The following is a 14,666-nucleotide window of genomic DNA, read 5'->3' as shown; positions in this document are numbered from 1 at the left end:
TCATGACTGACATAAAATTTGCCGCCATTGGCATTCAGCACGACCATATTTACGGACAGTGCAACTGCCTGATCCGGGCTGGCGCAAAACTGGTTTCTTTTTTTGAAACAGACGAGGCTTTTGCCAGGGAATTTGGTGAAAAATACCCCGATGCCAAACGTGTTACGGACCCCGCCGCAATATTGGAAGATGGCAGCATTGACATTGTTGTCACTGCGGCAATTTCGACCGAACGTGCCGGTATTTCAATTAAAGCAATGCAGCATGGCAAAGACGTTTTAAGCGACAAACCCGGCATGATCAGCTTTGATCAACTGGCCGATGTCAAGCGCGTACAGGCCGAAACCGGGCGAATATATAACATTTTATATTCCGAACATTTTGAGAACCGCGCCACGGTAAAGGCCGGGCAACTGGTGGCGGATGGGGCCATTGGCGAAGTCATTCATACCGTGGGCATTGGCCCGCATCGTTTACGCAAACCCACCCGCCCGGGCTGGTTTTTTGACCGCTCGCTTTATGGTGGCATTTTAACAGACATTGCATCGCATCAATGTGAACAGTTTCTGTTTTTTGCCAACCGCAACAGCGCCAAAATACTGTCTGCCAGCGTTAGCAACCGCGCCAATAGCGACACGCCCGGATTACAGGATACTGGCGATATTCACATGGCGACGGACAATGCCAATGGCCTGATCCATGTGGACTGGTTTACCCCCGAAGGATTGCCAAGCTGGGGTGACGGCCGATTGATGATTACCGGCACCTATGGGGCAATTGAAATTCGCAAAAACATAGATATTGGCGGGCGCGAGGGGCCAAACCATTTGTTCCTGACCGACAGGAAAGGTGTGCGCCATATTGATTGCAACGATATCGAATTGCCGTTTGGCAAACAGTTTTTAGCCGACATTCGCGACCGCACCGAAACCGCCATTCCGCAAAGCCGGGTTTTTAATGCCATGGAACTGGCCTTAAGCGCGCAAAAAATGGCCGAAGACATTGCCAGTTCGGAGGATAAATAACATGACCCGTAAAAACGTTGCCGTTATTGGCTGTGGCATTGGTAAATCGCACATTATTGAAGGATATGTGCCCCACCCCGACAAATTCAAAGTTGCTGCCATTTGCGATTTAAATGAAGACCGCCTGAACGCTGTTGCCGATGAATTTGACATTCCCGTTCGGACCACATCGTTCGAGGAATGTTTGCAAAACGACGATATTGATATTATCGACATTTGCACCCCGCCGGGCATTCACCGCGAACAGGTGGTTGCGGCCCTTGCCAGTGGCAAACACGTGATTTGCGAAAAGCCGCTGACCGGGTCGCTCGCCGATGTGGATGCAATTATAGCAGCCGAGAAAACCGCCAAAGGCACCCTGATGCCAATTTTTCAATATCGGTACGGCGATGGCATTGAAAAAGCCAAGCGCATTATCGATGCCGGCATTGCCGGTAAAGCCTATATGGGTTCGGTCGAGACATTTTGGCTGCGCACAGCGGATTATTATGCCGTGCCATGGCGGGGCAAATGGGATACGGAACTGGGCGGCGTACTGGTTACGCACGCTTTGCATTTGCACGATATGATGATGCACCTGATGGGCCCGATTACCAAGGTTTTTGGCCGGGTGGCAACACGGGTTAATGATATTGAGGTTGAAGATTGCGCCAGCGCCAGCCTTGAAATGGCCAATGGCGCGTTTGTTTCGTTGTCTTGCACCCTTGGATCACAGGAACAGATCAGCCGGTTACGGTTACATTTTGAAAATGTGACATTTGAAAGCAGCCACGAACCGTATGCCCCGGGCAAGGACCCGTGGAAAATTTTGGCTGCGAATGATGCCGTTCAGCGCCAGATTGACGAGGTTATTGGCGACTGGCAACCGGTTAGCCCGCGTTTTACAACGCAAATGGAACATTTCCATCGCTATTTATGCGGCAATGGCCCCCTGCCCGTTAGCAGCATTGATGCAAGGCGTGCGCTGGAACTTGTAACGGCCATTTATCAGTCATCGGACAGTGGGGCGCAGGTCGCATTACCGGTAAATGCCGATAGCCCCAAATACGCGTCATGGCGCGCAAAAACCAAATAACACTGGTCAAAACGACCAGCCCTTCGGGAGGAGGCCTATCATGACGACCAGCGTGGTTCTGGAAAAAGTTGAAAAGCGGTACGGCGTATTTGACGTTATCCATGGCATAGATTTGCAAATCGACCCAGGTGAATTTGCCGTTTTTGTTGGCCCGTCGGGCTGTGGCAAATCGACCCTGCTGCGCATGATTGCCGGATTGGAGGAAATCAGCGGCGGCGCCCTGATGATGGACGGCGAACGGATGAACGAGGTTGTGTCATCCGAACGCGGCATTGCCATGGTTTTTCAGTCCTATGCACTGTATCCGCATATGTCGGTTTATAAAAACCTGGCATTCGGTTTGGAAACGGCGGGCTATAAAAAAGCCGAGATTGAACCCCGTGTGCAACAGGCCGCCCGCGTATTGCAAATTGAACCGTTATTACAGCGCAAGCCAAAGGCATTATCGGGCGGGCAGCGCCAGCGGGTTGCCATTGGCCGTGCGATTGTGCGCGAACCAAAGCTGTTTTTGTTTGATGAACCATTATCGAACCTGGATGCCGAATTGCGCGTGCAAATGCGGGTTGAAATTGCCCGCCTGCACCGCCAGCTGGGCAACACCATGATTTATGTTACCCACGACCAGGTGGAAGCCATGACCATGGCGGATAAAATTGTGGTTTTAAATGCCGGGCGGATTGAACAGGTGGGACGACCGCTTGATTTATATAATCATCCGGTCAACCGGTTTGTGGCCGGGTTTATCGGCAGCCCGAAAATGAACTTTTTAGAAGGTGTTATTGAAAGCACCAGCGCGGATGCCACCGTTATTCGTGCCTGTGGTGCCAGCATAAAATTGCCGCGTGCCTTGCGTGCGGTTGAAAGCGACATGCCAGTGACATTGGGCCTTCGTCCTGAACATTTGAACCGCGAGGAAACCGGCGGAATCAAACTGGCGGACCTGCAAGTTGACCTGGTGGAAAACCTGGGCGATGAAACCTTGCTTTACGCCCGAAGCCCGGACGGACAGACCATTAATATGTCGCTGGCAGGGCAACAGGTTATCTTTAATGGCAGCACGGTCCCCGCCTTTTTTGACATTGCGCATTGCCATGTTTTTGGCCCCGATGGGACGACGATATAGCTTAATTCAATCTGGCTGATCATCGTTGCAAACGCCCGGATGCAAAACCTGCATTCGGGCGTTACATTTGCCCCGCTGCCCAGCCGATAAACTGCATCAACCCAAATAGAATACCCCCAATAAGGGCACCAACAAGGGTCCCGTTCAGGCGGATCGACTGAAGGTCGCTTCCCATTGCCAGTTCCAGCTGGCTTGTCAGTTCGTCCGCGCTCCAGGCCTTTACCCGCTCCATAATGAAACTGCGGATTTTTTCGCGATATTCTTCGATATAAGGATCAATTGTTCCGACAATCCAGGTATTGAGCCACATTTTCATGTCGGGATCGGCATCAAGTTTGGTGCCGATATTGCGCGATGCCCCCATCACCGCCCTGCGAATTTCGGAATTGGGGTTGGCAAAATCCTGCTTGATCCAGTTAAGGGTTTTGCGCCAGATATGGCCGATATAATCGGATAATTCCTGATTTTCCAGCATCCGGTCGCGAAACTGGTCTATCCGGTTCCGTAAGACCGGATCGGTATTAAGACGATCGATGAAAAGCGGTATTTTGCTTTCAAATTTCCGGCGCAGTTCGTGATCCTTGTTTTCGGCCAGATCCTGAATAAGTTCGCGCAGGCCGACGGCCACCTTTTCGGTAATGTTATCGGCCACAGCTTTATCAAGATTAACCCAGCGCAAAACCGACCATAGTTCGCCCGCAATTTTATCGGCCAGCATATTGCGGGTTTCGTCGCTGTTGGTAAAATCAGCAATGTCATTTAACAAGCTGTCAATTAATTCGTGATGACGACCATCCTGGGTCAGGATCGTTAAAAACCGGGCCGAAAGCCTTCCGCCATCCATATCACGCAGTTTTTCGCGCGTGGTTGTCCGAACAAATTCCTGTAATTCGGCACTGTCGAGCAAATACATCAGCCGCGGAGCAAATTTTACCACCAGATCGGCGATTTGTGCCGATGTTTCGGGCGCAGCACAATATTTTGCCAACCGGTCCGCCGGATCAAATTCGCGAATTTTATCAATTACATGGTCTTTACCAAGGAAATGATCGCAAATAAAATCGGCAAGGTTGCGGGCGATTTTATCCTTGCTGCGCGGAATGATGGCCGTATGGGGAATTTTCAACCCCAATGGATGGCGAAACAGGGCAACAATGGCAAACCAGTCGGCCAGGCCCCCCACCATCGCAGCCTCGGCCATCGCAACAAACAGGCCGACCCACACATTATGATGTCCCGGATCATAAATGGTCAGACCAATAAAACAGCCACAAGCCAGAAGCAACGTTAACAAGGCAAGCCGTTTTTTACGCGCCAGTTTTTGCGCCTTGAACGCAACAGCATCGTCGGACTGCGTAAAAATTTGCGGCGAAGGCTGTGCCATCAATTTCGTTCCAGTTCAATATAATCACAGGTGCCTGTCCGTGATACACCACCAGGGCCTGATGCGTGCAAATAGTGTTTTTAGCCCCCCTTTGCAACTTGGCCTGTCAGATCGGTACATATGCCTGCCTGCACAAAACAACATGCCCGCCAGGCAAAACCGGGCGGGCATGGAAAAATACAACAACGTTAACAGGCCAGAACTAGGCGATTTTACCTGCCAACTCTGCCTGTAGCGTTGATATGACACCGTCTTCGATAATGATATGCAACCTGGCAATGACAGCCTGCTGCCATTGTGGAACAGCCAAAAGTTGCGGGTCAAACAGCGCGGGTAAAGCCACAAGTGCGGCGTAAATCGCAGCGGCATTATCCTTACCCGTTAGCGCCGATATGATCGCATCCTTTTTCGGATCGGATATTTCATCGCCACGGCCCGTTGCCACCAGTTTGTGAACATAAGCCATCCACATGGCAACCGCGAAAGCAAACGTCGCGATATCGTCGGACTGTGACAAGGCATCGTGTGCCGGCGCAAGCAAACGTTGGGGTAGTTTTTCAGTACCATCCATCGCGATTTGCCGGGTTTCATGGGCTATGGCCGGGTTTTTAAACCGGGCGATCAGATCGTCGCTGTAAACGGCAAAATCCAGTTCGGCAACTGGTGTAAGTGTTTTGGCCGCTGCGGCCATATGACGGCGCACGATTGCAACACAATCGTCATCCGCCATGACATCGCGTACATATTTAAAACCGGCAAGCTGGCCTAAATAGGCAATCAGTGAATGGCTACCATTTAGCATTCTTAGTTTCATATGCTCAAACGGGCGCACGTCGTCGACCATCAACACCCCGGCCTGTTCCCACGCCGGACGGCCGGTTGGGAAATCATCCTCGATCACCCATTGCGAAAAAGGTTCGGTTTCAACAGCACAGGCATCGTCATGCCCGGTCATGGCGCGCACGGTTTCAAAAGTGTGCGCAGTTGAAGCTGGTGTAATACGGTCGACCATCGCGCTTGGGAAATGGACGTGCTGTTCGATCCAGCCCGCAAGGTCCGGGTCGATATGACGGGCAAAATCCATCACTCCGGCGCGCAGCACAACGCCGTTTTCCGGCAAGTTATCGCAGCACAGACAGGTAAACGGGGCCACGTCAGCATCCCGGCGACGGCGCAAGGCTTCGGTCAGCAATCCCAAAACACCTGTTGGATGATGCGGATCGGCAAGATCATGGGCGATGGCGGCATGGTCTGTTGTCATCGTCATGGTGTGACGGTTAATGCCATAAGCCTTTTCGGTCACCGTCAAGGTCACAATCCGGATTGCCGGGTCGCACAAGGCGGCCATAACGGCATCGCCATCGCGCGCAGCGGCCAGAACATGGGAAATGGCATGAATGGTTTGGCATTCATCCCCGGCCGGGTTGCGCACGACAACACAATAAGCGCCGTTTTGCGCATTTAGCTGATCGGCAATATCGGTGCTGCGCGGTGAAACGCCAATAATGCGCCAATCACCCCCAGCCGCCAGCATTGCCTGCTGGGTATAAACGGCCTGATGCGCCCGATGGAAAGCCCCTACCCCGATATGAACAATGCCGTTGCCCCGATTGGAAAGCGAATTTTCCGGCCAGCCATCCTGTTGAGTTAATGAAGAAACTGTCATCATCAGCCTGCCGGTTTGCGATTGGGGCGCGCCATAAGGGCCGTCATGATACCGCGCAATTCGGCCAGACCTTTCAGGCGACCAATTGCCGGATACCCCGGCTGCCCCTGACGGTTGAGGTCATCTAAAATGTCATGCCCGTGATCGGGGCGGAACGGAATGTTCCAGTCCGCACGCCCTGCAGCCTTACGGGCGGTTTCTTCGTCCAAAATGGCTTCGATCAGATCCACCATATCGGTGTCACCACCCAGATGGTCGGCTTCATGGAACGAACATGGCAGACCTTCGGTTTCACGCAAGGTATTGCGCAAATGAATGAAATGCACACGATGGCCCAAACGTTTCATCATGCCTGGCAAATCATTTTCAGCGCGAACACCAAGCGAGCCTGAACACAGGGTAATGCCGTTTTCGGGCAAATCAACCGCTTCAATAACGCGGCGATAGTCGTCCTCGGTCGACATGATGCGTGGCAGGCCCAAAAGTTCGAAGGGCGGATCATCGGGGTGACAGCACATACGAATGCCCACTTCGCGGGCAACCGGCACCACTTCGGCCAGAAAATCGATCAGGTTGCGGCGCAGTTGTTCGGCATCAATACCGGCATAGCTGGCCAATAAGCCGCGCAAATCATCCAGTGTCAGTTTTTCGACCGACCCGGGCAGGCCAAAGGCCACCGTGCGGGTTAATTGTTCGCGACGCGCATCATCCATATTGGCAAAGCGTTCTTTGGCCTGAGCCAGCAAGGCCGCTTCATAACCTTCATCCGCCCCCGGACGGGCCAGAATAAAGCAGTCAAAGGCAACAAAATCGATCAGATCAAACCGCATGCAGGTCGCGCCATTGGGCAACCGCCAGTTCAGGTGCGTGCGGGTCCAGTCCAGAACCGGCATGAAATTATAACAGACAATGTCGATCCCGGCAGCGGCAAGGTGGCGCAAACTTTGTTTATACGCCTCGATATGGTCGCGCCACGGGCCTTCCTGCTTTTTGATGGCCTCGGAAACCGGCAGACTTTCAACCACATCCCACTTCAAACCGGACGCCACACCGTCTTTCATAGTGGCAATTTCGGCCTGACGTTTGGTGATTTCGGCCGGGCTCCAGACGGCACCACTGGGAATATGATGCAAGGCGGAAACCACCCCTTCGGCCCCTGCCTGACAAATATCGTCAATGCTGACCAAATCGTGCGGGCCGAACCATCTCCAGGTTTGTTTCATGCTGTTCTCTCTGTGTTGGCGTGGCTGCATGTCCACGGTCTATAAGTCTGATGGTCATCATAACATGACAGATTATGGTTGACTAGTATGGTAGTATGCATCATAAGCAAAAAACGCAAGGAGTTAAAATATGACCGATCCCGGCGAATATAACTGGTCCGTTTCCCCGGATCAGGCGGTTGGCCCGCAGATCCATCGCATTATTCGCGAGCGGATTGTCTGCGCCGATCTTTTGCCCGGCGCTCGTATTTCCGAAGCTGAACTGGCACGATCCTATGATGTGAGCCGCCAGCCGGTCCGCGAAGCCTTTATCAAGCTGGCCGATGAGGGATTGCTGGAAATTCGCCCGCAACGCGGCACTTATGTGCGCAAAATTTCGGTTTCATCTGTGCTTGATGCGCGCTTTGTACGCGAAGCAATTGAGGCCGACATTGCAAGTTACGTTGCCAGCAACCCGGCCGACGGTGCAATTGACCGCCTGCGCGAGCTGATCGCGGCCCAGCGCAACGCCATGAAAAACGACGCCAAATCATTTCTAAGTCTGGATCACGATTTTCACCGTTGCCTTGCGGAATCTGCGGGCAAAACATATGCGTGGAAAGTGGTTGAAGACGTGCGTGCGCAATTGGATCGCGTTCGTTTCCTGAGTTATTTTCAGTTTTCGATGGAAGACATTGTGGCCCAGCACGAGGCCATTTTAACCGCCATCGAGGCAGGAAACCCGGAACAGGCCGGTGCTGCCATGCGCCGCCATACCCGCGAAATCCTGCTGACCCTGCCTGACATTGCCAAATCAAGATCCGAACTATTCGACAATGCCGATCCGGTATTGTCCCCCTGAGGCATCACCACATAACGGGAGGAAAAATGATGCTTACGTTCAAGAAAACAAAAACCATGCTTATGGCCGGGGCTGCGGCACTGCTGATGACGCACAGTGCAATGGCCGCCGAAATGACCCTGAAACTGGGGCACCTTGCCAACGAACAGAACGCCTGGCACAAAGCCGCTGTTAAATTTGGTGAAGAACTGTCCAAGCTGACCGATGGTCGTATTGATGTGCAGGTTTTCCCGAACGAAACTTTGGGCAAGGAAATCGATTTGATCAACGGCATGCAACTGGGATCGGTCGATATGACCATTACCGGTGAAAGCCTGCAAAACTGGGCGCCGATGGCTGCCCTTTTGGCGGTACCTTATGCCTATTCCTCGCTTGAGGAAATGGACGAAGTTGCCAGTGGCGACATTGGCAAGAAAATTGAAGAACAGATTATTGAACGTGCGCGCATCCGCCCGATTGCCTATTTTGCCCGTGGCCCGCGTGACCTGACATCAAACCGCCCGATCAAAACACCGGCCGACCTTGACGGTTTGAAACTGCGCGTCCCGAACGTTCCGCTGTTTGTGGACGTATGGAAAACCCTTGGTGCCCGCCCGACCCCGATGGCATTCTCCGAAGTGTTCACATCTCTTCAGGCTGGTACCATTGATGCACAGGAAAACCCGCTGGCCCTTATTGAATCGGCCAGCTTTAACGAAGTGCAGAAATATGTGAACAAGACCGAACATGTCCGGTCCTGGATCTATCTGACCATTTCGGAAATCACCTGGCAGAAACTGTCTGATGAGGACAAAAAAGCCGTGATGGAAGCTGCCAACCGGGCCCAGAAATTTGAACGTGGCCTGTTCCTGGATGACGAAAAACGCCTGACCAAGGAATTGCAGGACAAAGGCATGACCTTTGTTGATGTGGACCAGGCAGCCTTCGCCAAGCAAGCCGAAGCTGCGGTTTTGAAAAACGTGTCTGACGACATTCGCCCGATTGTCGAAGACCTGTTTGCCAAAAAGAAATAAGACCCAAACAGCCCGGTTGCCAGGCGCAACCGGGCTATTCCCGACATAGGGGAGTTATCGTGATCGCCACCCGTTTATATGCCCTGTTGATTGCCCTGTGCCGGATTATGACCGGCGTTGCCTTTGGATTGCTTTTTGCGACCGTGCTGATCCAGGTTTTTGCCCGTACTTTTCTGCCTGAATCACCGGTATGGACCGAGGAATTTACCCGTCAGTGCCTGCTGTATATGGCAGCCTTTGGTGTGGGCCTGTCTTACCGCAATGGCGAACTGGTCAATGTGGAACTGGTAACAGATATTCTGCCAGCCCCGATCCAGAAAACACTGTTGTTTGCATCCGCTGTTCTGACCACTGTTTTTGCCGGGCTACTGGTGATGCCGGCATGGCAGTTTGTCTCGATTGGTAAATGGCAAACGTCCCCTGCCCTTGGGGTTCGCATGGATTTTGTTCATGCCTCGGTTTTTGTTTTACTTATTCTTTTGTCGTTATTTGCTGCGTTGCGTGTCGTGCGTATGATTGCCGGGGTTTCGAATGGCAAACCCGAAGGCCAGACCGGAGAATTGCCATGAGCCTTGCTGTTTTGCTGGGTGTATTTATTCTTGGCCTGATCATCGGCCTGCCTGTTGCCGTTACGCTTGGCCTGTCTTCAATGTGTTATCTGCTTATGCAGGGCATGCCACTTGTGATCATTCCGCAAAAAATGTTTGCCGGGATGGATGTGTTCGTTTTGCTGTGTATTCCCGGGTTTATCCTGGCGGGCAACCTGATGAATGGTGGTGGCATTACACCGCGTATTGTGCGGTTTGCCAATGCCATGGTTGGCTGGATGCGCGGCGGCCTTGGCCTCACCAACGTGGCCGGCTCCATGCTGTTTGGGGGTATTTCGGGCACCGCCGTTGCCGATGCAGCATCCATTGGCGGCATGATGATCCCCGGCATGAAACGTGCAGGTTATCCTGCGCCGTTTTCGGCCGCGGTTACTGCTGCGTCATCCACCGTTGGCCCCATTATTCCGCCCTCGATGCCCATGATTATTGTTGGTGCCCTATCGGGCATTTCGGTGGGTAAAATGTTTATCGCCGGGGCCTTGCCCGGTATGATGATGGGCCTGGCGATGATGGTAACCACCTATATCATCGCCGTTAAAAACGATTTTCCCCATCAGCCCTGGCAGGGTGTTGGCGAACTTGGAAAATCCTTTTTAGGGGCTTTTTGGGCACTTGCCATGACCGCCCTGATCATTGGCGGATTGCTCAGCGGCATTGCCACCCCGACCGAAACGGCGGTTATTGCCAGCCTGTATGCCTTTGTCGTTGGCGCATTTGTCTATCGCGACCTGCCCATTCGCGCGGTTCCGGGAATTTTGATAGACAGTGCCATTACAGCGGCAGCAATTTTAGCCCTGGTTGGCTTTGCCAATGTCTTTGGCTGGATTTTGGTTTCCGAACGCATCCCGACCATGATTTCAGACGGCGTACTGTCCATCACCGACAACAAATATGTTGTGATCCTGTTGATCAATCTGGTGTTGCTGATTGTCGGCATGTTCATGGAAACCATTGCCGCCCTGATCATTCTGTTCGTGCCGCTCCTGACGCTGGCCCAGAATGTCGGCATTGACCCGATCCATTTTGCCGTATTTGCGGTGTTGAACCTTATGATCGGTCTGACAACCCCGCCAGTTGGTATCTGCCTGTTTATCTGCGCCAATATTGCCAGATCGCCGCTCGGCCCCGTGATCAAGGCCCTTGTGCCCTATCTGATCACAAACATCATTATCCTGTTTTTGGTGTCTTACGTGCCGTTCTTTTCGACCTGGCTGCCGTCTTTGATGGAGTAATCAAATTATGGAAACCCGTGTTTGCCGCCTGTATGGGCAGCAAGATGTTCGAATTGAAACCGATACCGTCGCAACACCTGAAAATGGACAGGTCACTGTACGCGTAGGTGCCGGTGGCATTTGCGGTTCGGACATTCACTATTTTTATGAAGGCGGTATCGGCCAGATCCGTGTGCGTGAACCAATTATTCTGGGTCATGAAGTTGCCGGAACCGTGATTGCCGTTGCCAATGGCGTTACCGACCTTGCCATTGGTCAGAAGGTTGCCCTTAACCCCAGTCATCCTTGCGGTGAATGCGAATATTGTAAGAAGGATTTGCAACAGCATTGCCTGAATATGCGGTTCTTTGGCTCTGCCATTCGGTTGCCGCATATGCAAGGTGCGTTTCGCGATGTGATTACGCTGGATGCTAAACAATGCGTGCCGGTTTCCCAAGGCACCAGTTTGGCCCAGGCCGCCTGCGCCGAACCGTTGGCTGTTTGCCTTCATGCAGTTAGCCGGGCTGGCGATTTGACGGGCAAGCGTGTTTTGGTTACAGGTGCCGGGCCGATTGGCGCATTATGCGCGGCGGCGGCAAAACAGGCAGGGGCTGCCGAAATTATTGTAACCGATTTGCAAGATTACGCATTGGGTGTGGCCCGCCAAATGGGTGCCACCAAAACCGTAAATATTGCCACCCACGCCAGGGACCTTGCCATATATGAAGACGGCAAAGGCCAGATTGATGTGTGCTTTGAATGCTCGGCTGCGGCCCCGGCCATTCAATCGGCCATTAAAATGCTACGGCCGCAAGGTATTTTGGTACAGGTTGGCGTTGCAGGCGACATTCCGGTTTCGTTCAACCCGGTTGTTGCCAAGGAATTGATGATTATTGGCACCCATCGTTTCCATACCGAATATGCCGATGCTGTTCATGCCATCGACAGCGGCAAGATTGATGTCCGCCCGATCATTACGACAAGCTTTGATTTGGAAGGTGCCGTTGCCGCATTTGATATGGCACGGGATCGCAGCAAGGCGGTTAAGGTTCATTTTGCCTTTGCTGACGAAATGTCCCATTAAAACGGGACGATCATGGAAAATGCAGCTTAATTCCTAGCAAATCAACGGCTTGATGGTCGTTACAGACATCCTCATCACCTATATGTTTGATGAAATGTCAGCGATCTTTTCGAGGATGTTGTTTTGCCGGGTGTACATAATCCCTGCATTTTCCAGATACGGGCAAATTTTTGCAGTTGGTCCTTGATGCCGCAAATATGAAAAACATTTGCGGCATCAAGGTTACCAGATCTGTCGATGTTGCCAAAACGGCAACATCGACGCCCAGTCTGCTAGGCACTGCGTAAGATATTGATAATCCTGGCAGTGATTATTTCGTGGTTTATTTCGTTCCCTCGCCCGTGGGAAGGGCATACGCCATAACATAATCACCAATATCCGTTTCCATGAAATGATGGCCGCCAGCCATAAAACCGATATATTGCTGACCATCAACTTCATACGTCATTGGATTAGCCTGCCCACCGGCAGGTAATTCATCGCTCCAGACGACTTCACCTGTTTCGATATCGATTGCCCGAATCAAATCATCTGTTGCCGCAGCAATGAAAATCAAGCCGCCCGCCGTAACAAGCGGTCCGCCGTTATTTGGCGTGCCGATTTGAACCGGTAAGTGAGACGGGATCCCGAATGGACCGTTTTTACGCGCTTCGCCAAGAGGATGATCCCACAGGGTTTTACCGGTTTTAAGGTCAATTGCTGTGATCCAGCCATATGGGGGTTCTTTACATAACAAACCCGTAAAAGGCACACGCCAGCCCGCGTTAACGTCAATCCCATAAGGAGATCCAACCTGAGGGTCGCCATCACCTTCGGCGTTGCTACCGCTTTCGGTGCCAGGCTGTTCGTTAATTGCTTTTAACCCGCGTTTGTCAACTTCGTCACGCGTGATCAAACGGTTGAAATTTGGCGTGTCATTATAATTGGCAACCAAAATACCCCGTTTGGTATCAACCGCGACGCTACCCCAGTCAGAGCCGCCGTTATAACCCGGATATTCAATCCAGGGCGTTTTCGTGGTTGGCGGTGTAAAGCGTCCTTCGTAGGAAGCCCGGCGAAACTGAATGCGGCACCACAATTGATCAAGCGGGGTTGCCCCCCACATGTCGCGTTCCGTCAGGCGCGGTTTACGCAGGTTGTGATAGGTGGACACGGGTTGTACATGCGATAGATTTTCGGGTTCAACACCCCCGGTGGGCGCATCGACATTTTCCACCGGAAACAGACTTTCCCCGGTTTCCCGATTAAGAATAAAAATATCACCCTGTTTTGTTGGCAGAACCAATGCCGGTATCGAACCATTTTCACCGGGAAAATCGATCAAGGTCGGTTGCGACCCCAGATCATAATCCCACAAGTCATAGTGGACTGTCTGAAAATGCCAGGCCGGTTTACCTGTGGTGACATCCAAGGCGACAAGTGAACTGCTATATTCGTTTTCAGCCTTGCTGCGGTTACCGCCATAATAATCTACCGCTGAATTACCAAGCGGCAAATAAACGTAACCCAGCTTTTCATCCCCGACTGCCGCGGTCCACATATTGGGGGTGCCACGGGTGTAATGTTCGCCTTCGGGCGGCATACCGTTCATGTCAGGTTTGGCCAGATCCCATGCCCATACCAGATCACCGGTAAGGACATTATACCCCCTGATCACTCCGGACGGAGCGTCTTCCGCCTGACCATCTTTTACCTGGGTGCCGGTTACAATGATGTTTCGAACGATCGTTGGCGGGGCAGTAACCGATAACCAGCCCGGCACTGTCTGACCAATGCCTTTGGTCAGATCAACATTCCCATCATCACCAAATTCGGGGCAGGGTTTACCGTTTTGGGCGTCAACAGCAATCAGCCGGGCATCAAGGGTACCCGCAACAATGCGTGAGGCGCATAAATCGCCGTCATTTGCATCGGAATTTTTATAAAATGCAACACCACGACATGTCGCGCCATAGGGAATAGACTGATCAGACACTTTTGGGTCAAACCGCCACTGTTCCTTACCTGTTTTGGCATTTAGCGATATCAGAATGTCCATCGCAGAACAGACATACAGGCTATCGCCAACCTTTAGCGGCGTGTTTTCTGGCGAATACTTACCTTCTGTTTTTTCATTTGGCATATCACCAGTGCGATACGACCAGACTTTTTTTAAATTGCCAACATTCCCGGCATTGATCTGATCAAGCGGCGAATAGCGCGCCGCATTACCGCCGCCCCCGTAAAACGGCCAATCTTTGCCAACCGGAGGAAGTTTATGAACAGCCGAACCGGAATTTTTGGGCTGAGTTACATTTGTGTCGGGTGGTGACTGATTTTGAGAATTTTGACTGTCAATTTCCTGCGCCTGTACGTCAGGGAAAACGGCAATCGAGAATAGGGCTGCACCCGCCATTGCGGCACATGCCCTGAA

12 protein-coding genes are annotated in these 14,666 nt (G+C 52.2%); 8 read left to right on the top strand and 4 right to left on the bottom strand.

The window, feature by feature from the left end:
• Positions 1-2: 2 nt before the first annotated feature.
• Genes J4E05_RS18050 through J4E05_RS18040 form a run of 3 tightly spaced genes read left to right on the top strand, consistent with a single transcriptional unit; the run spans position 3 to position 3,223 of the window.
• A complete protein-coding gene (locus tag J4E05_RS18050) occupies positions 3-1,025 on the top strand; it encodes a Gfo/Idh/MocA family protein (RefSeq protein ID WP_349598452.1) in 1,023 nt (340 codons plus the stop codon).
• A gap of 1 nt (position 1,026) precedes the next feature.
• Positions 1,027-2,100, top strand: a complete 1,074-nt coding sequence (locus J4E05_RS18045; RefSeq protein WP_349598450.1) for a Gfo/Idh/MocA family protein — start codon at positions 1,027-1,029, stop codon at positions 2,098-2,100.
• Between the two features lie 40 nt (positions 2,101-2,140).
• Positions 2,141-3,223, top strand: coding sequence for an ABC transporter ATP-binding protein (locus J4E05_RS18040; protein ID WP_349598448.1), 1,083 nt, complete (start codon positions 2,141-2,143; stop codon positions 3,221-3,223).
• 61 nt (positions 3,224-3,284) lie between these two features.
• Here J4E05_RS18040 and J4E05_RS18035 read toward each other — a convergent pair whose 3' ends face one another.
• The 3 genes from J4E05_RS18035 to uxuA form a co-directional block, all read right to left on the bottom strand.
• A complete protein-coding gene (locus J4E05_RS18035) occupies positions 3,285-4,607 on the bottom strand; it encodes a DUF445 domain-containing protein (protein ID WP_349598445.1) in 1,323 nt (440 codons plus the stop codon).
• A 202-nt stretch (positions 4,608-4,809) separates the two neighbouring features.
• Positions 4,810-6,276: a mannitol dehydrogenase family protein gene (locus J4E05_RS18030; protein ID WP_349598442.1), complete on the bottom strand. Its 1,467-nt coding sequence runs from the start codon at positions 6,274-6,276 to the stop codon at positions 4,810-4,812.
• Positions 6,276-7,496, bottom strand: coding sequence for a mannonate dehydratase (gene uxuA / locus J4E05_RS18025; protein ID WP_349598439.1), 1,221 nt, complete (start codon positions 7,494-7,496; stop codon positions 6,276-6,278). The genes J4E05_RS18030 and uxuA overlap by 1 nt, the downstream gene beginning before the upstream one ends.
• Positions 7,497-7,626: 130 nt before the next feature.
• Here uxuA and J4E05_RS18020 point away from each other — a divergent pair, with 130 nt between their 5' ends.
• The 5 genes from J4E05_RS18020 to J4E05_RS18000 are packed head-to-tail and all read left to right on the top strand — an operon-like array spanning position 7,627 to position 12,253.
• Positions 7,627-8,337, top strand: coding sequence for a GntR family transcriptional regulator (locus tag J4E05_RS18020; protein WP_349598436.1), 711 nt, complete (start codon positions 7,627-7,629; stop codon positions 8,335-8,337).
• Between the two features lie 26 nt (positions 8,338-8,363).
• A complete protein-coding gene (locus J4E05_RS18015) occupies positions 8,364-9,350 on the top strand; it encodes a TRAP transporter substrate-binding protein (protein WP_349598433.1) in 987 nt (328 codons plus the stop codon).
• A 59-nt stretch (positions 9,351-9,409) separates the two neighbouring features.
• Positions 9,410-9,919: a TRAP transporter small permease gene (locus J4E05_RS18010; protein ID WP_349598431.1), complete on the top strand. Its 510-nt coding sequence runs from the start codon at positions 9,410-9,412 to the stop codon at positions 9,917-9,919.
• Complete coding sequence (locus J4E05_RS18005; RefSeq protein ID WP_349598428.1) at positions 9,916-11,190, top strand: TRAP transporter large permease; 1,275 nt, start codon at positions 9,916-9,918, stop codon at positions 11,188-11,190. The genes J4E05_RS18010 and J4E05_RS18005 overlap by 4 nt, the downstream gene beginning before the upstream one ends.
• Positions 11,191-11,197: 7 nt before the next feature.
• Positions 11,198-12,253 (top strand): L-idonate 5-dehydrogenase, encoded by a 1,056-nt coding sequence (locus tag J4E05_RS18000; protein ID WP_349598426.1) that lies wholly within the window; start codon positions 11,198-11,200, stop codon positions 12,251-12,253.
• Positions 12,254-12,575: 322 nt separating this feature from the next.
• Here J4E05_RS18000 and J4E05_RS17995 read toward each other — a convergent pair whose 3' ends face one another.
• Positions 12,576-14,648: a pyrroloquinoline quinone-dependent dehydrogenase gene (locus tag J4E05_RS17995; RefSeq protein ID WP_349598424.1), complete on the bottom strand. Its 2,073-nt coding sequence runs from the start codon at positions 14,646-14,648 to the stop codon at positions 12,576-12,578.
• Between the last annotated feature and the right edge of the window lie 18 nt (positions 14,649-14,666).

This window comes from Thalassospira sp. NFXS8 (genome assembly GCF_040148805.1).
GTDB lineage: Bacteria > Pseudomonadota > Alphaproteobacteria > Rhodospirillales > Thalassospiraceae > Thalassospira.
Note: the sequence above shows the minus strand (reverse complement) of the source record. Positions and strands in the feature narration are given on the sequence as shown.

Excerpts from the sequence above, each read along its gene's own strand:
- J4E05_RS17995 (WP_349598424.1), bottom strand. The coding sequence starts at position 14,648 with ATGGCGGGTGCAGCCCTATTCTCGATTGCCGTTTTCCCTGACGTACAG.
- J4E05_RS18005 (WP_349598428.1), top strand. The coding sequence starts at position 9,916 with ATGAGCCTTGCTGTTTTGCTGGGTGTATTTATTCTTGGCCTGATCATC.
- J4E05_RS18040 (WP_349598448.1), top strand. The coding sequence starts at position 2,141 with ATGACGACCAGCGTGGTTCTGGAAAAAGTTGAAAAGCGGTACGGCGTA.
- J4E05_RS18045 (WP_349598450.1), top strand. The coding sequence starts at position 1,027 with ATGACCCGTAAAAACGTTGCCGTTATTGGCTGTGGCATTGGTAAATCG.
- J4E05_RS18035 (WP_349598445.1), bottom strand. The coding sequence starts at position 4,607 with ATGGCACAGCCTTCGCCGCAAATTTTTACGCAGTCCGACGATGCTGTT.
- J4E05_RS18020 (WP_349598436.1), top strand. The coding sequence starts at position 7,627 with ATGACCGATCCCGGCGAATATAACTGGTCCGTTTCCCCGGATCAGGCG.
- J4E05_RS18015 (WP_349598433.1), top strand. The coding sequence starts at position 8,364 with ATGATGCTTACGTTCAAGAAAACAAAAACCATGCTTATGGCCGGGGCT.
- J4E05_RS18050 (WP_349598452.1), top strand. The coding sequence starts at position 3 with ATGACTGACATAAAATTTGCCGCCATTGGCATTCAGCACGACCATATT.
- uxuA (WP_349598439.1), bottom strand. The coding sequence starts at position 7,496 with ATGAAACAAACCTGGAGATGGTTCGGCCCGCACGATTTGGTCAGCATT.
- J4E05_RS18030 (WP_349598442.1), bottom strand. The coding sequence starts at position 6,276 with ATGATGACAGTTTCTTCATTAACTCAACAGGATGGCTGGCCGGAAAAT.
- J4E05_RS18000 (WP_349598426.1), top strand. The coding sequence starts at position 11,198 with ATGGAAACCCGTGTTTGCCGCCTGTATGGGCAGCAAGATGTTCGAATT.